Here is a 16,120-nt window from a genome sequence, read left to right as displayed (position 1 = left end):
TATCAGGTTCCGAAATTTTTATTTTTTATAAATCCGATCAAAGCGCACATACCGAAACCGATAAGATTCGCAGTTACGATACTTGCGCCGGCAGGAGCCGACCACACAAAACTTGCAATGATTCCTATAAAAAAACATACAAGGGAAAAAACGGCGGAAAAGATAACAACGGGACGGTAGGTTTTAAAAATCCGCATTGAACTCAGGGCGGGAAAAATGATAAGACTCGAAATCATCATAACCCCTACAAAACGCATACCTGCAACAACGGTAAGAGCGGTAAGAACGGCAAGCAAGGAATTATATCGCCTTGTATGAAGTCCCGCCGCAAAGGAAAAAGATTCGTCAAATGTAATTGCAAAGATTCTGTTGTACAAAAATATATATAAACTTATTACAACGACACCTAATCCTATGCTTATATATACATCCGTTTTGCTCATAGCCAAAATACTGCCGAACATATAAGCGGTTACGTCAGTATTTAAACCAGAAGTCAGCGATGTAATGAGAATTCCCAAGGCAAGGGCACTGCTGGAAAAAAGCGCAACGGCGGCATCGCCTTTTATATCCGACTCGGAACTCATCCTCAAAAGTAAAAAGGCCGCAATAACCACTACGGGAATCGAAACGATAAGCGGCGATAAATTAAGCGCCATGGCAATAGCTAAGGTACCGAAGCCTACATGGGACAATCCGTCGCCTATCATGGAAAAACGTTTTAAAACAAGATTTACCCCGAGCAATGCCGCACATAAAGCGATTAAGCTTCCTCCTATAAGCGCTCTGATAATAAACGAATAAGAAAATAAATCACGCAATAATTGAATCATCGGCAGCACACCTCTACAAAGGTCATAGCGCGGTATAAATCCGTTGCTTTATAATCTTCAACGGATCCGTAAAACAAAGCTTTTGTGTTCATATGCAAAATATGAGATGCGTTTGCAATAGCCCGGCGGACATCGTGGGAAACCATTAAAACGGCTATCCCTTCTTTTTTATTTAAGCTGCGGATCAATCCGTACAATTCATCGGTAACGGCGGGGTCCAAGCCGGTAAGCGGCTCGTCCAAAACCAACATATCGCTGCCTGCGCATAAAGCACGGGCTAAAAGAACTCGCTGCTGCTGTCCGCCGGAAAGATGTTTATACGGCAGCCGGGCAAGAGAAAGAATTCCCAATTGCTCCAAACGCCGCATTACGATTTGTTTATCGGACCTAGAATAAAACGGATGCCGTATGCTTTGTTTTATACGGCCCGACAGTACAACTTCCCGTACCGAAGCCGGGAAATCCCTTTGTACGGCATTTTGCTGGCTTAAATAACCGATTGCGCAATCTTTACGGTTTACATAACCCGAATCGGGCTGAATAATGCCCAGCAAAGTTTTTACCAAGGTTGTTTTCCCCGATCCGTTAGCACCGACGACACACAGATAATCGCCTTTTTTTATATCGAACGAAACGTTTTCAACCGCTTTTCGGGCACCGTACGACACATTTATATTTCGAGCTGAAAGTATGGTCATTCTTTTTATTTTCCTTTTACCGCAAAGCTTTTCCCGGCCTCAAAAAGTAAAGTGAGCGGCGATATTTTAGCCGTTCACTTTAAACCCCTCTTAAATTGAACAATTGAGGAAATGTCAATTTCCGAAAATTGTTCAATTCCGCCGTTTTGCAACGCAGTGCCCCCCGCAGCGCAAGCTTCAAGCAAAACGGCAGTCAATATCGGAGTTTTGCCGCCACAAATAAATCCGGCTTTCTTTTATATTTTGCACACAAACGTGCAAAAAGCATTATTCAATCAGTTTGAAAGGCACAGGCAAAACTCAAAGTAAAGTGAGCGGCGATATTTTAGCCGCTCACTTTAAACCCTTTTTAAGATTTTCCGCATTGCGGCGCATGAGGGACACCCATGTTTCTCCGGCTTTAAAGTCATTTTTCGTCACATTGTGAACGGCATGCAATTCCAAAACTTCCGGCATCACCGAACGGTTTGTTTTTTGATAAACTCCTTCGGAAATCGCTTTTGCAATTTTTTGATTGCTTAACTCAATGCTGAACACAGCCGGAACCCTTTTTTGCGCCGCCGTATCTATGAGGAAAGCCATCGTCGCGACGCTTGCTTCAACGGCAGCACTGCATCCGCTGAAAGCCGCACGGTATTCCAAGCCGTAATAATCGGCAAAATAACGAAGCGGAAATCGGTCGCCCATCAATATGAATTTGTCGGATGCGCCGTGAACCGCTTTTTGAATCTGCGATTCAACGTCTTTTATCTGATGCACATACGATTCGGCATTATCCGAGAAAAAGCGAACGTTTTTTCCGCCGTATTTTACCGTGTCGGCTTTTATTAAAGCGTCTTTTATCGCCTCGACCATTTTTATAGCGTTTACCGGCGATGTCCATATATGTTCGTCGACTTCGTGTTCATGCTCATGTTCGTGTTCGTGTTCGTGCTCGTGCTCATCGTGTTCATGGGCATGCTCATCAACTTCGTGTCCTGCATCATGATCATGTGTATGATGCTCATGTTCCTCATGCCCTTCGTCGTGCTCGTGCTCCATTCCTTCAACGATAATCTCTTCGACAAGGTCAACATAATCGATTAAGCGGACAATTGTTTTACCGCTTACATCCATCGATTCCAAAATGTCGTGTACCCATTCATCGCTTTCTCCGCCGATATAGATAAAAACATCGGCTTTTTCAATCGCTGCAATATCTGCAGGAGAAGGGTCAAAGGAATGAATCTCCATCCCCGGTTTAACCAACAACTTTAAATTCGCTCCGTCCGTTTCAACCCTACTTTTTCCCGTAGCGGCATCGGGCGCGCCGAACATAAGGGCGCGGCTAAAATCAAAAACCGGAAATATTGTTGTAACAACCGACGGCTTATCTTTTTTTTCGCCGGTTTGTGCGTTTTTTTCCGCAGCACCCGACGCCGTTAAAGAAGCGGCGCATAAGGCGGCCGCACATAAAAAGGCAATTCCTTTTTTCATGATAAATTCTCTCCATAAAATTTATTATATATTTTTACTGCAGTCCGCACACAAACCGTACAACACAGTTCTGCTTGTATCCAAAACAAAACTATGTTTCCGGCGTATATGCGAAACCAAAGTTCCGATTTTATCGCAATTAAGATGAATCAATATTCCGCAATTCGTACACTTTAAGTGGTAATGTTCAGCACATTCGGCATCTTCGCTTATATATTGATAACAAGCTTTACCGCCTTCACCGCCGATATATTTTCTCAAACACCCGTCCTTTACAAGCTTATCCAAGGTACGGTATACGGTTGCAAGCGCCGGTGATTTTACGGCCGTACTGCCCGCATTACTCAAGGCATAATGAATTTCTTCGGCCGTAAAATGGCGGTTTTGAGCATCTTTGAGAAAGTGTATAATGTGTTCGCGTTGTTTGGTGTTGTATGATTCTTTACTTCTTTTCACCATATATGAAAATGATAATCATTCTCATATATAAAGTCAAGAGGTTTTGATGTTTTAAAGAACCATACAACACGCAAAAAATCCGGTTACCGGTAATTACATTAAACGAAATCTATAAAAAAGGACGCCTAATATAATCCAGCAAAACAGCATTATCCGGGAAGGGAAGGCCAAATATGCCGGCAACCCGGGAAAAACAAGCATTATAATAAATAAAAAAGAAAAACCCGTTCCTAAAACCGCAGAAGCTTTTAGCCATAATTTTTGAGTTTTGTCTTTTTTTTGCTGAATAAAACTGTCAATACACGTGTAGCCGTACCCTATTGCTGCTCCGACAGCCGACATGTCTACAAACCAGCTAAGCGCCTGTCTACCCAGCCACGGTCCCCAAACAGATACCAACAGACAAAAAAATATGGCGTGCACAGGTGTCTTATACTTAGGATGAAGTTTTGCAAACCATTCGGGTAAATAATCCGAACACGCAAGAGAATAAATCAGCCTGCTTGACGCCATTAAAAAACCGAGAATACCGGTTAAAATTGCACTGATAATTGCACAGCCTAAAATAATTAAACCCGGTATTCCCATTAAAGTTTTTATAGCCGCACCGGTCGCCCATGCATAGTTTTCTTTTAAGAAATTTTCCCAAGGAAAAACGCTTGCAGTTATCGTATTCATAGCGATATACACAAAGGCACCGAATAGCATGGCAATTATCATGATAAAATTTACCTTTTTCATAGGAAAATTAAATTCTTCACTTGCTTGCGGGATTGTATCGAACCCGACAAAGGCCCAAGGCGACACTGCCAAAACGCTTATAATACCCTTCCAAGAAATGTGCATAGTTTCTTTATTACGGACAAAAAGCGGATACAAATTCCGAATCGAAGCTGCAGAACTGCAAAGGGCATATAACACTAAAACCATTATACATAAAAATAAAGACATAGCCAAAATTGTCTGTAGCCAGCCGGAAACACTTATCCCGCATATACTAAATAGGGCTAAGATGATAAGAGTACTTACTGAAAAGATTACTTCTCCCAAATAAATATCATATCCGGCAACAGTATAAAGATGTTTTTTTTGTAAAAGTCCGGGAAACAAATAACGCCCCACTAATCCAAGTGCGCTTGAATTCATCGGAACATTTGCAATGTAAGCAAGCACAAGAAACCATGCACATATAAATGCATTTTTTGTTCCCAGCGTTTCTTTTGTAAAAGAAAATTCTCCGCCTGCTATCGGGTATTTAGGAATCATATAACTATAATTAAACGAAATTATAATCATTATGAACATACCGATGATAAGCGCTATAGCCGTCCCGCCCGGTCCTGCAGAGGGTAAAAAGGTATTACCCGGCATCACAAAGGCTCCCCAGCCGATAATACACCCAAAGGCAAGAGCCCATACATTTAACGGATTTAATTTTTTTTGTAAAGTGATTTTTACTTTATTGTTGTGCATAGAACTCTTCCCCTTCTCTGCCGTTGCGGAAGCCCTCTTATCTTTGCAGAGCGAACTATGAAGATAAAAGGGCTTTTATACAAAGATTTATAAAGAAGTGTTAGCTACGATAAGAAAGAACCATCTGTGTAAGCTTTTCCCCAACCTCCTTTGCTTTTTTCAGCCCGGCCATTTCTTCTTCCGCCGTATTATGAGGAACAACCACTTCTAAAGTTAAAGGAAGCTTATACGGCGAACCTGCAATCAGCTGACATATTTTTTCCCAATTAACGACTCCGGTAAAAGGAAGCATATGTTTGTCCGATTTTTGGACAGCGCCGTCTACATCCGTTGAAAGAGAAAAATCGATAGAATTATTATCATCCAAATGTATGGCAATTAACCGGCTTTGGTACCTCTGCGCAAATTCATATGTACAATCCGTACATACTAAAGCGGAGTGTCCCGAATCAAAACATATTCCCATATACTCGGGTGAATATCTTTCAAACAGCTTGTCGAATTGTTCAAATTGATATTCTTTCGGCGTACATATCATATTTTCAATAGCAATCCGTACTTTTTTTGCTCTGCAATATGACTCCATTTCGTCAAAAGATTTGAATGCCTGTTTCCAATATAAATCTTTAAAGTCTTTACTTGCTTCGAAATCTTCATAGGGAAGCACCATGTGCAAAACAATTTCTTCGGCTCCAAGCATACATGCCAAATCGACCCTATTTAAAACAAGTTCAACACCGGACAAACGGTTGTATTCATACGGCGAAGTAAAATCTTTTCTGCAATCCCGCAAACGGTTTCGATTTAAAAATCGAGGTTTTCCGTCAATAACACGGCATCGAGTATTGCCCTCCGAAGCATGAACGCCCTTGCATTTCAGTCCGTATTTTTCAAGCAGCTCTTTAATTTGTAAAATTTCCCATTGTGAATACAAATATTCAAAATCCCAATCATGCGCCCAATGAACATGAGAAATACCGGCATCAGCCAGTTTTTTCATTTGACAATCCATAGATTCGGGAGAAAGTTCGTAAATTCCGAAATCAGTCGCTAATGCAATTTCCATACCGCCTCCTTTTTGCATCGGTACAGCCTAATTAATCCGTTTGTGACGACGGCTTTTTATCTTCCGCTTTTACCGCAACATTGACCTTTAATCCGCGTTTTTTGATAACAGCGATGAGGATGCTTGATGCAATAAAACCGATACCGTATAAACAGGCCATCACAATAAACATCCATTTATAACCTGTAATAGTACTGTTATATCGATCAATAAGCGCCGCATAGACAACATAGGCCCAACACATGGGAGATTGAATTAAAAGAATTGCGATTGCCATTGCAGAACCCGACACTTCGCGGGGAATGCCGGATTCTCCGATAGGAGCATAATACACGCCGCGCAGCATAAAAACAACAATCTGAAGAACAACAAGCAAAATAGTTACCGGCCAAACCATACCGGCGGTTTTAGGAGATGCGACGATTCCCACAAGCATAAGAACACCGACAGCAAAAAGAATTCTCATCCAGTATGCGGTTGATTTAAATACTTTATTACCGATAACACCGCTTACAGGTCCGGCAAACATTCTTACATAGCTTGTTGATACAATAGCAAAGATTGAAACGAGTATCGTAGGCACGCTAAAAATATCTTCCAAAAAAGGTTGAAAGTATGAAGTCCCAATATACACTGCATATACTCCCATACCCATAAAACCTGCAAGCCATAATTGAGGAATCTTAAGACATGCTATAGCGCCTTTTAACGACTCTTTGTTTTTTCCGGCATTAGTCACCGAATGCAAATATTCTTCTTCCGGCAACAAAACCCACACACCGACAGCCATTAAAATCAAAAGTATCCCAACGATACCCATGATTACGCGCATACCGAAAAGGGTTTCGCCCATCCATGCAAAAACCGAAACGAATATCATATTTTCAATGACATTTGTAAGGCCGCGCGTCATTTCCATGCTGCCGAAAGCAATTCCTTGACGATCGTCGGCAAACATACACCGCACACTCTTTGTAACCGCTCCCCAATAGAAAGCTTCCAAAGTAAAGCCCCAAATAACACCGACAACAAGCATGCCTGCGTAGGTTACTTTTCCGGAAATCATATAAAAACAAGTTAAGCCTGAAAGGGATAGATTAATCGCTTGCAATTTACGTGCAGAAAACCTGTTTAATACCCATGCACTGGGGATTCCTCCAAAAAAGGCAACCCATCCCATAATTGTAAGAACCATACCAAGCTGTGTGTTTGAAAGACCGAGCATTTCTCTGTAAGGCGTGTACAAAGTATTTCTGATAGCATACACATAGTAGATAAACTCCGAACTGATACAAACAACCAAGAATTTTTTTAGCGTAGCAGAATCAACATGAAGCTTTTTTAACATAAGACCCCCCTTAGTTACAATATATCTACCTTTAATAAACACATTGCAAATTTTTAAACCTAAGAATGCCTTAAAAAAACTATTACCTCCTTATGTACAGATTGTGCCGTGTGTTAAGGTCAGATATCGCTGTGTCACAAGAAATCATCCCTTTTGCTTTATCCTGATGCCGTATTTCGAAATTTCTTGCAGCAATCAATATATTATCACTCCGCCTGTTTGAATTGTCAACATTAATTTTTCATACGTCATTTTCATTTTACCGGTATGCGAAAATCGGCAGTGCCTTGTTTTTTTTTCTTTTCTCTGATATCGTTTGCGAAGTTTTACGTTTTTCGGCAGGAACCCGTCCTGCCGTATTTTTATTTTAATTTTCGGAGATGTGTATGTATAACGAACTGCTGCTTATCGGTTCTGTGTTTTTATATTTCGGAACCGTACTCGTTCTTTTGCGTTTGTTCAAAGAACAGGGTATGTTTTTATGGACGGTTATCGCAACGATTACGGCGAATATTGAAGTGCTGATTTTAATACGCGCTTTCGGTATGGAGCAAACGCTGGGCAATGTGCTTTTTGCTTCGACCTTTCTCGTTACCGATATTTTAAGCGAATTGTACGGCAAAAAAGCTGCGAAAAAAGCGGTTGTGTACGGAAGCATAACTTCGGTTCTTTTTATAATGTGTTCGCAGTATTGGCTGTTGTTTTTACCGAGCGAAAACGATTGGGCAATGGAAAGTATGAAAACCGTTTTTTCAAATACACCGCGCATTATGATTGCCGGAATCGCAGGTTACGTTATTTCGCAGTTTTTCGATGTATGGCTGTATCATAAATGGTGGGATTTTACGAATAAGCTGTGCGGCGCAAAAAGAAAGTTTTTGTGGCTGCGCAATAACGGTTCTACCCTTATTTCTCAGTTAATCAATACGCTGATTTTTACTTGGGGCGCTTTTTTTAATTTGTACCCGATAGCTACGCTTGTATCGATTACGCTTTCAACCTATGTTATCTATATAATTACGAGTGTAGCCGATACGCCCTTTGTATACGCCGCGCGCAAAATGATGGAAGCACAAAAAACCGACACAAAATAGTACCCTGCCGGCGGCATAATCTTTGCTGCCGGCGGTTTTCGATTTACCCTATTACAGCATTTTACCGCCTTGCGCCGCTTTTCCCGGCGGATTGACGGCATTCCGAAAAGTACGGTACAATCGATTTATGATTTATTTAACCGAAATATTGTGCGTTGCAATCATTATATTGCAGCTTTTTATCATACTTGTGCTTTTACTGCGCAATCCTTCCGATGCAGTTGCAAAAACCGCCCGCGAAAACAGGGAAGAACTTTCGCGCACGATACAGGCTTTTTCGTCGGTGTTCGATACGCGTTTAAAAGCTTTACAGGATTCGGTTCTCAAAATAACAAGCGACAGCCGTCAAGAGTTTGCCGCAAGCCGTCTGGAATTAAACGGAGCTTTGCAGGCAATCCGCGCGGATAATACCGCTCAATTGGAAAAAATGCGCTCTACCGTCGACGAAAAACTTCAACATACGTTGGAAACCCGTTTGGGACAGTCTTTTAAATTGGTAAGCGACAGGCTCGAACAGGTTCAAAAGGGTTTGGGCGAAATGAACGCCCTTGCAGCGGGTGTCGGCGATTTACAAAAAGTATTGTCGAATGTAAAAACAAAAGGTGTGCTCGGCGAGTTTCAGCTTGAAAATATTTTGCAGCAGCTTTTAACCGAAGCCCAATACGGGCGCAACGTTAAAACAAAGCGCGGCAGTGCCGACATGGTAGAGTTTGCAATCAAAATTCCCGCAAAAACAAAGGATGCTGCAGCAGGCGGCAAAAACGACTTTATCTGGCTGCCCGTAGACGCAAAGTTTCCGACGGTGGACTATCAGCGGCTGCGCAGCGCCTACGATGAAGGCGATGCCGCGGCGATAGAAACATATACGGGTGAATTGGCCAAGCGCGTAAAACTTTTTGCAAAAACCATTGCCGAAAAATACATCGACCCGCCGAACACCACCGAATTTGCGGTTATGTTTTTACCCTTCGAAGGCTTGTATGCCGAAGTGCTGCGCATCCCCTCTTTGTTTGAAAGTATCCAGCGCGAATACCGCGTAACGATAGCCGGCCCTACGACGATATCGGCTTTTTTAAACAGCCTGCAAATGGGCTTTCATTCCCTCGCGGTGGAAAAACGCACGGGAGAAGTATGGCGGCTTTTAAACACGGTGCGCGGCGAATTCGAAGCGTTCGGCATCATGCTTGAAAAAACGCGCGAAAAGATAGAGCAGGCCGGTAAGGAATTGGAAAAAGCCGGAACCCGTTCGCGGGCTATCGAGCGCAGTTTGAAAAAGGTGGAAACCCTGCCTGAAACCCCGGCATAAGCCGCTCCGATACGGAAAAAGGGACCCGCTACGGGGAAAAGAAGCCTGCGTCAAAGCTAAACCGAATAGGTTTCGCCGTATTTTACGATTTGAACGTCTTTGTAGCCGTTGGCATTTAAATAGCCTAAAAACGTTTCCTGTACGCCCTTTTCGCCGTGTACCATAAAAATCTTTTTAAGGCGCGATGTGTCTATACTGTCCAGCCATTCTTTACATTCGGCATAATCGGCATGGGCGCTGAATGCGTCGATATGGCATATGTCGGCATTCACTTTATACCAATCGCCCATAATGCGCACTTCTTTTTCACCGTCCAAAATACGGCGGCCGAGCGTATTTTCGGCCATATAGCCGACGATTAAAACGGTGTTTTCGCTTTGCGAAATATTGTTTGCCAAATGGTGTACGACGCGCCCGGCTTCGCACATACCGTCGGCGCTTATAATAATCATAGGCCCGCTTTTTTTATTTAAAAGCTTGGATTCGTCCACGCTTGTAATAAACGACAGAGCATTAAAACCGAAAGGGTTTTTGTGGTGCGTTAAAAAAGCGTTAAAGGTTTCTTCGTCGTAACATTCAGGATGAATTTGAAAAATACTCGTGGCATTGGTTGCCATCGGAGAATCCACATAAATCGGAATTTCGGGAATGCGCTTTTTATCGACGAGCAGATGAAAATAATACACCAATTCCTGCGTCCGTTCTATTGCAAAGGCGGGAATGATAACCTTCCCCTTTGAAGCGACCGCTTTGCGTACCACTTTTTCCAATTCGTCCATAGCAATGTCCGAATTTTCGTGCAAACGGTTTCCGTAGGTGCTTTCCAAAAACACATAGTCGGGTGCGGGTATATCGGTATCGGGATCGCGTATAATCGCTTTGTTTTTACGTCCCAAATCGCCGGTGTACGCAATGCGGATATCGCCGCCTTTTTGATTTTTAATCGTAACCATGGCAATCGCCGAACCTAAGATATGGCCTGCATCAAAGAATTCCAATTCGACGTCGGGTGCTATGTACATTTTGCGTTTATACGAAAGCGCGACAAATTGGTTCGCCGTAAGCACAACGTCTTTTTCGTTAAAAAGGGGTTTCCACGTAAAGCTTTCCTTTTTTTTAGCAGCCTGTTTTTGCAAATATTCCGCATCCCGCGCTTGAATGCGGGCGCTGTCCATCATAATAAGGTTCGCCAAATCTCTGGTTGCCGGCGTCGAATAAATATTGCCCCGAAAGCCTTTTTTTACCAAAAGCGGCACCAGCCCGCAGTGATCGAAATGCGCGTGCGTTAAAATAAGAGCTTCAAGTTTATCGGCGGCAATGTCGAATCTGCGGTTTTTTTCATCGGCTTCTTTTCGCTTACCCTGAAAAGCGCCGCAGTCAACCATAAAAGACCGCCCGTCGATTTCAAAAATATGCTTTGAACCGGTTACTTCCTGTGCGGCTCCCAGCGAATACAGCGAAACGTTCATTCCATCTCCTTTGCAGGTATTTATACTTTAAATCTTTTTACTTCATTTGCAAGATTTTCTATATTTTCCTTATTTTTTTGCGTTATACCGTTTACTTCCTGCACCGCATTGTTTATTTGTACCGCTCCGGAAGCCATTTCACTCATACTTTCACCGATAACACGGGTAAGGCTATCCAGCTTTCGCATTTCGTCGGCTATATTTTCTCCGCCGATCAGCATCTCGGCAGAACCGTCGCTTACCTGCACCGTTACCGTATTTATATCACGAATTGCCGTTAAAACTTCTTTGCTTGCATTCGATTGTTCGCGCATCGCCGCCATAAGATGATTGCTCATATTCTTTACCTGTTCGGACAAATTAAATATTGCGTTAAATTTTTCTTCGACAGTACCTGCGGCGCTCGAAAGCTGTTCTATTTCTCCGCTTAAAACTTTAAGGGTTTCGGTTATGGTTTTTCCTTGTGTACTCGATTCTTCGGCAAGTTTTCTGATTTCATCGGCAACGACGGCAAAACCCTTGCCCGCTTCTCCGGCATGGGCGGCCTCTATCGCCGCATTCATTGCCAATAAATTGGTTTGACTTGCAATATGCTGAATAACGCCGCTTGCTTCCATAAGTCCGCCCGATTCTTCAGCTATCCTTTGCGTTACGCCGCCTGCCGTCGATATTGTTTCCCTGCCCTCGGCCGTGGCATCCGCCAAGGTTTGTATTGACCCGTTTGTTTTCTCCAAGGTTTGGGTTATCGTATCGATATTCGCCGCCATTTGTTCAATGGCGGCCGAAGATTCAGCAACGCTTGCCGCTTGATTTTCAATATTACCGTTAAGCTGTTTTATCGTACGGATAATTTCTTCCACCGTAGCCGCGGTTTCCGTTACACTTGCAGCTTGAGTAAGGGTTTGTTGTTTTACGCCGTCTATATTCGCACTTATTTGATGAATTGCACTGGCAGTTTGACTCATATTGCTTGCAAGTTCTCCCCCGATATTTTGCATATCTTCGGTTCCCTTATGTATTGAAGTCAAAGCGGAACGCATCTTTGATATCGTTTGATTAAAATAAACGGACATATGTGTAATTTCATCATTACCGATAACCGGCAAATCCACCGTTAAATCACCGTTACCCACTTTATAGAACACATCTACGGTATTTGCAATCGGTTTTACGACAATATTTTTTATCATAATGATACTTATGATTATAACAAGCACTAAAATAGCGGAGGAAACCCCGATCATCGAAAAAAGCGATTTTTTTAAACTCGCACCTATACTTTCATTTACTTCCGTCATTTCAATCCCGCAAAACAAAATATAGTTAAGCCGCCCGCCGCTATGTACGGGTTTATATGCGGTAAGAAAATCACGCTGCAATATGCTTGCCTCTCCTATATATGTTTCCCCTTTTAAAATACTGTCATATGCATCGCCCTTTGCCAAATAGGTTCCGACGGCTCTTTTTCCCTCATCATTACTGATAGTGGTTAAAATTCGTTTGAATTCCGAGCCTTCAGCGCCGAAAACGGTTATCTCGATACCCAGTGCTTGTCCGAGCATATCTATAAAATCGGTATCAACCGTTTTTTCGGTACCTACAAGCTTTCCGTCCGTAACGCTCAACGGTCCGTACAGAATTTTAAGATAATCTTGAATTATTGCAAGATCTCCGTCGAATTGATTCATAACGGTAATATCAACTGCACCCTTTGCCGCAGAATGTATCGTATATGACGCAAGCGGTACAATTACTGCAATAAAAAGTATAAAAGAACAAAGAAATATACCGCTTATTTTAAAAGTTAAGCTTCGTTTTTTTGTCTTATCCGCAAGTTCAAAGCCGTCTTCTTTTTCGCTCATTCCGACACTCCTTTTATTTGTAATTACAAAGCGCAAACAATTTTTACCGTTCGCGTACTATATAAAGAATATATCCTCTTATAAAATATTGCAAGATAAAAATCTTTTTGATTTTGCAAAGAAGTTTTTAGAAAAACGGAGGCGGCGTGCACCGGCCTGCTTGCAGCCGCCTTGACAGTAAAAACATCCCGTTTTATACTTATTTTCGATTTATGGCTAAAAAAAAATCCGTTTCGACTTTTTTTAAGTGCACTTCCTGCGGTTATACGCAGCCTCGCTGGATGGGACGCTGTCCGGAATGCGGAGAATGGAATACGCTCAGAGAATGTATCGCCGAAGAATCGCCGTATCCTGCTCCTTTCGGCTCTCACGGCTTGCAGACAAGAGAGCGTATAAAACCGCTTCCGCTTTCGGCAATAAACCCTGCCGAAGGAGAGCGCTTTTTTACGGGAATCGGCGAATTCGACCGTGTGCTAGGCGGCGGAGCCGTTAAGCGCTCTGCGGTGCTTATAGGCGGAGAACCCGGCATAGGCAAATCGACCCTGCTTTTACAAACGGCGGCGGCAATACGCAAAAACACCGAAAATGCGCAGTCCGCTGTTTCGGGAACACGGGGACGCGTCCTCTACGTTTCGGGAGAAGAGGCCGCATCACAAATAAGAGCGCGGGCCGACAGGCTCGGGGCGGAAAACGCCGGTATAGAAATACTGTGTACGAATCGCTTGGAGGATATAGAAAATGCTTTGAATGCGCTCAATCCCCTGTGCGTTATCGTCGATTCGATACAAACCGTTTTTTCCGCGGATGCGGGTTCTATACCGGGAACGGTTAATCAATTAAAATACTGTGCCGCCGAATTAACGGCATGGGTAAAAGAACGCGATGCCGTCCTTTTTATGAGCGCCCATGTTACAAAAGACGGTTCTATTGCAGGTCCTAAAGCGCTTGAACATTTAGTCGATACGGTCATTTCTTTTGAGCGGAATGACGATCATATACGGTTTTTGCGCTCGTTGAAAAACAGATTCGGTTCGATTGACGAATTGGGGATATTTTCGATGGGAGAACGGGGATTGACGGCGGTAGAAGATCCGTCATCCCTTTTTATTGTCCGCAGATCCGGTACCGTTCCTCCGGGTACGGCTGTCGTACCGGTTTTTGAAGGAAGCCGTGTTTTTTTGGTTGAAATTCAAGCTTTAACGGTGCCCGCAAAGGCCGCATTAACTCGCGTATATTCGGAAAAAATCGATAATGCAAGGGTAAGCCGTGTCGCAGCCGTCTTGGAAAAACGTGCGGGCCTTCGTTTCAGCGATCAGGATATTTACATAAATGTTGCAGGCGGGGTACGCTTAACCGAAAGCGCCATAGATGCGGCTTTGGCGGCGGCTCTTTATTCGGCGCGAACGGACATTGCCCCGCCCGAAAAAACGGCGGTAACGGGAGAATTGAGCCTTGCAGGAGAAATCCGCCCCGTACACCGATTAAAACAGCGCGCAAAAGCCGCCGCAACACTGGGGTTTACGCGCCTTTTAGGCCCGGAAAAGGAAGAAGACGTCGTACATGTATGCGGCATACAAGACTTGATAAAAACGCTTTTTTCTTAAAACTTTACGGTTGCTAAAGAGCTTTAATAGCGGATGCAAAGGGCAATGCCGCAGGATGCATCGCTTAACACAAGCGGTGCAAAACTTACCTGTGCCTCTCCGACGCGAAGGGCTTTTTGCAATTGCTCGTCATAGGAAGCACCGTACACCCAGGGTGCAATCATTCCGTATATGCGCACAGCCGTAGAAAGAATTCCTCCTGCAACAAAAAAAGGCAAGGCCGTTGCCCCGCTGAAAGCGTTGAAAACCATAAGGAAAAGCGCGCCGCCGTCTTTATTCGCATTACGGGAGGCATCAAATAATTCTTTTTGCCAGAGTATCAACCCGGTCAAACCTAAGCCGAAGGATGTTATATCCGCCGCTAAACAAATGCCGCCTGAAAGATAGTCTTTTTGCACAAAAGAACCGACGCCGAAACCCACAAAACAGTTTAAAAGAAAAGGCGCAAGCGGGTCGCTTTTGTGCAAAGAAAATATTTGTTCTTTTTGGGCAAAAGAAAGGTGAGCCGATTCGGTACGGATTTGTTCGAAGCTTTTTTTTAAGCCCGGCCATTTAAGCATGTTCGTAATATTTTCGACATGTTGCTCCGAAGTGCCGTCAGGCGAAACAACCGCTGTTTCCGCAGTTGCAAAAAACGCAGTACAAATAAACAATGCACAAAACAAATAAAAACCACATTTTCTTTTCATAAGGTACCTCCATAAAACGTATCTTTATAAAACCTTTCGGTAGTTTTAATGTTTCCATCACACCGCATATTCTTCCAGTGCTTCATCCGATGCGATTTGTCCGTCCAAAATATGAATACAGCGGTCGGTACTGCGGCCGATACCCGTATCGTGGGTAACGATTACAACGGTAGTTCCCGCTTCGTTTATAATACGGAATAAGTCCATAACAGCCCTGCCCGTTGAAGAATCCAAAGCGCCCGTCGGTTCGTCCGCTAAAATGATATACGGGTCGCAGGCAAGGGCGCGGGCAATGGCGGTACGCTGTTTTTGTCCGCCTGAAAGCTCCGACGGCCGATGCTTTATGCGGTCGCTTAAGCCGACTTTTTCCAAAGCCGCCCGTGCCTTATCCTTGCGCTCGCCGAGAGCCAAGCCTTTATAACGCAGGGGCAGCATAACGTTTTCAAGAACATTCATCGTTGGGAGTAAATGATATTGCTGAAACACAAAACCGATCGTTCCGTTGCGCAAGCGGGCAAGTTCTTTGTCGCCCATCTGTGACGTTTTTTTGCCGTTTATAAGTACGTCGCCGCACGTAGGCTTATCCAAACAGCCGATCATATTCATACAAGTGGATTTTCCCGAACCGGAAGGTCCCATTATCGAAAGAAATTCGCCGCGCTCTACACTAAAGCTTATTCCGCGCAGCGCATGAATGTCTTCTTCACCCATATGATAAGTACGCCATACATCACAAAGCTGAA

13 protein-coding genes and 1 pseudogene are annotated in these 16,120 nt (G+C 43.5%); 3 read left to right on the top strand and 11 right to left on the bottom strand.

Annotated features, from left to right (window positions below; all coding sequences use genetic code 11):
• Nucleotides 1–2: 2 nt before the first annotated feature.
• From H0R92_RS04785 to H0R92_RS04755, 7 genes are all read right to left on the bottom strand, one after another.
• Nucleotides 3–833 carry a metal ABC transporter permease gene (locus H0R92_RS04785; protein ID WP_432961650.1) on the bottom strand — a complete coding sequence of 277 codons (831 nt, stop codon included), beginning with the start codon at nucleotides 831–833 and terminating at the stop codon, nucleotides 3–5.
• A complete protein-coding gene (locus H0R92_RS04780) occupies nucleotides 830–1,531 on the bottom strand; it encodes a metal ABC transporter ATP-binding protein (protein ID WP_432961648.1) in 702 nt (233 codons plus the stop codon). The genes H0R92_RS04785 and H0R92_RS04780 overlap by 4 nt, the downstream gene beginning before the upstream one ends.
• 333 nt (nucleotides 1,532–1,864) lie before the next feature.
• Entirely contained in the window at nucleotides 1,865–3,007 is a 1,143-nt protein-coding gene (locus H0R92_RS04775) for a metal ABC transporter substrate-binding protein (protein WP_432961646.1), read from the bottom strand.
• 24 nt (nucleotides 3,008–3,031) lie between these two features.
• A complete protein-coding gene (locus H0R92_RS04770) occupies nucleotides 3,032–3,466 on the bottom strand; it encodes a Fur family transcriptional regulator (RefSeq protein ID WP_432961644.1) in 435 nt (144 codons plus the stop codon).
• A 93-nt stretch (nucleotides 3,467–3,559) separates the two neighbouring features.
• Nucleotides 3,560–4,939, bottom strand: a complete 1,380-nt coding sequence (locus H0R92_RS04765) for an APC family permease (RefSeq protein WP_432961642.1) — start codon at nucleotides 4,937–4,939, stop codon at nucleotides 3,560–3,562.
• Between the two features lie 100 nt (nucleotides 4,940–5,039).
• Nucleotides 5,040–6,005, bottom strand: a complete 966-nt coding sequence (locus H0R92_RS04760; protein ID WP_432961640.1) for a sugar phosphate isomerase/epimerase family protein — start codon at nucleotides 6,003–6,005, stop codon at nucleotides 5,040–5,042.
• A gap of 31 nt (nucleotides 6,006–6,036) precedes the next feature.
• On the bottom strand, nucleotides 6,037–7,353 hold the full coding sequence (locus H0R92_RS04755) for an MFS transporter (RefSeq protein WP_432961638.1): 1,317 nt from the start codon (nucleotides 7,351–7,353) through the stop codon (nucleotides 6,037–6,039).
• A 386-nt stretch (nucleotides 7,354–7,739) separates the two neighbouring features.
• On the opposite strand from H0R92_RS04755, the gene H0R92_RS04750 reads away from it, so the two are divergent.
• Together H0R92_RS04750 and H0R92_RS04745 are read left to right on the top strand one after the other, a co-directional pair.
• On the top strand, nucleotides 7,740–8,447 hold the full coding sequence (locus tag H0R92_RS04750) for a queuosine precursor transporter (RefSeq protein WP_432961636.1): 708 nt from the start codon (nucleotides 7,740–7,742) through the stop codon (nucleotides 8,445–8,447).
• A gap of 22 nt (nucleotides 8,448–8,469) precedes the next feature.
• Nucleotides 8,470–9,753 (top strand): DNA recombination protein RmuC, encoded by a 1,284-nt coding sequence (locus tag H0R92_RS04745; RefSeq protein WP_432961634.1) that lies wholly within the window; start codon nucleotides 8,470–8,472, stop codon nucleotides 9,751–9,753.
• Nucleotides 9,754–9,809: 56 nt separating this feature from the next.
• Here the strand turns inward: H0R92_RS04745 and H0R92_RS04740 are convergent, their stop codons facing one another.
• Both H0R92_RS04740 and H0R92_RS04735 read right to left on the bottom strand, forming a co-directional pair.
• On the bottom strand, nucleotides 9,810–11,222 hold the full coding sequence (locus tag H0R92_RS04740; RefSeq protein ID WP_432961632.1) for an MBL fold metallo-hydrolase RNA specificity domain-containing protein: 1,413 nt from the start codon (nucleotides 11,220–11,222) through the stop codon (nucleotides 9,810–9,812).
• 20 nt (nucleotides 11,223–11,242) lie between these two features.
• A pseudogene (locus H0R92_RS04735) lies at nucleotides 11,243–12,805 on the bottom strand (methyl-accepting chemotaxis protein); the annotation flags it as partial.
• 491 nt (nucleotides 12,806–13,296) lie between these two features.
• On the opposite strand from H0R92_RS04735, the gene radA reads away from it, so the two are divergent.
• Nucleotides 13,297–14,688 carry a DNA repair protein RadA gene (radA, locus tag H0R92_RS04730; RefSeq protein ID WP_432961630.1) on the top strand — a complete coding sequence of 464 codons (1,392 nt, stop codon included), beginning with the start codon at nucleotides 13,297–13,299 and terminating at the stop codon, nucleotides 14,686–14,688.
• Nucleotides 14,689–14,711: 23 nt separating this feature from the next.
• On the opposite strand, the gene H0R92_RS04725 is transcribed toward radA, so the two are convergent.
• Both H0R92_RS04725 and H0R92_RS04720 read right to left on the bottom strand, forming a co-directional pair.
• On the bottom strand, nucleotides 14,712–15,377 hold the full coding sequence (locus H0R92_RS04725; RefSeq protein WP_432961628.1) for a P13 family porin: 666 nt from the start codon (nucleotides 15,375–15,377) through the stop codon (nucleotides 14,712–14,714).
• Nucleotides 15,378–15,434: 57 nt separating this feature from the next.
• Nucleotides 15,435–16,088, bottom strand: coding sequence for an ABC transporter ATP-binding protein (locus tag H0R92_RS04720; RefSeq protein WP_432961984.1), 654 nt, complete (start codon nucleotides 16,086–16,088; stop codon nucleotides 15,435–15,437).
• Nucleotides 16,089–16,120: the final 32 nt, after the last annotated feature.

The organism is Treponema sp. OMZ 840 (assembly GCF_050937815.1).
GTDB lineage: Bacteria > Spirochaetota > Spirochaetia > Treponematales > Treponemataceae > Treponema_C.
The sequence above is the reverse complement of the archived record's forward strand: the minus strand, read 5'-3'. Positions and strand labels throughout refer to the sequence as shown.

What these genes read in the sequence shown, in the direction of transcription:
- H0R92_RS04765 (WP_432961642.1), bottom strand. Translation starts at nt 4,939, where the DNA reads ATGCACAACAATAAAGTAAAAATCACTTTACAAAAAAAATTAAATCCG.
- H0R92_RS04775 (WP_432961646.1), bottom strand. Translation starts at nt 3,007, where the DNA reads ATGAAAAAAGGAATTGCCTTTTTATGTGCGGCCGCCTTATGCGCCGCT.
- H0R92_RS04750 (WP_432961636.1), top strand. Translation starts at nt 7,740, where the DNA reads ATGTATAACGAACTGCTGCTTATCGGTTCTGTGTTTTTATATTTCGGA.
- H0R92_RS04725 (WP_432961628.1), bottom strand. Translation starts at nt 15,377, where the DNA reads ATGAAAAGAAAATGTGGTTTTTATTTGTTTTGTGCATTGTTTATTTGT.
- H0R92_RS04760 (WP_432961640.1), bottom strand. Translation starts at nt 6,005, where the DNA reads ATGGAAATTGCATTAGCGACTGATTTCGGAATTTACGAACTTTCTCCC.
- H0R92_RS04740 (WP_432961632.1), bottom strand. Translation starts at nt 11,222, where the DNA reads ATGAACGTTTCGCTGTATTCGCTGGGAGCCGCACAGGAAGTAACCGGT.
- H0R92_RS04785 (WP_432961650.1), bottom strand. Translation starts at nt 833, where the DNA reads ATGATTCAATTATTGCGTGATTTATTTTCTTATTCGTTTATTATCAGA.
- H0R92_RS04770 (WP_432961644.1), bottom strand. Translation starts at nt 3,466, where the DNA reads ATGGTGAAAAGAAGTAAAGAATCATACAACACCAAACAACGCGAACAC.
- H0R92_RS04755 (WP_432961638.1), bottom strand. Translation starts at nt 7,353, where the DNA reads ATGTTAAAAAAGCTTCATGTTGATTCTGCTACGCTAAAAAAATTCTTG.
- H0R92_RS04720 (WP_432961984.1), bottom strand. Translation starts at nt 16,088, where the DNA reads ATGGGTGAAGAAGACATTCATGCGCTGCGCGGAATAAGCTTTAGTGTA.
- radA (WP_432961630.1), top strand. Translation starts at nt 13,297, where the DNA reads ATGGCTAAAAAAAAATCCGTTTCGACTTTTTTTAAGTGCACTTCCTGC.
- H0R92_RS04780 (WP_432961648.1), bottom strand. Translation starts at nt 1,531, where the DNA reads ATGACCATACTTTCAGCTCGAAATATAAATGTGTCGTACGGTGCCCGA.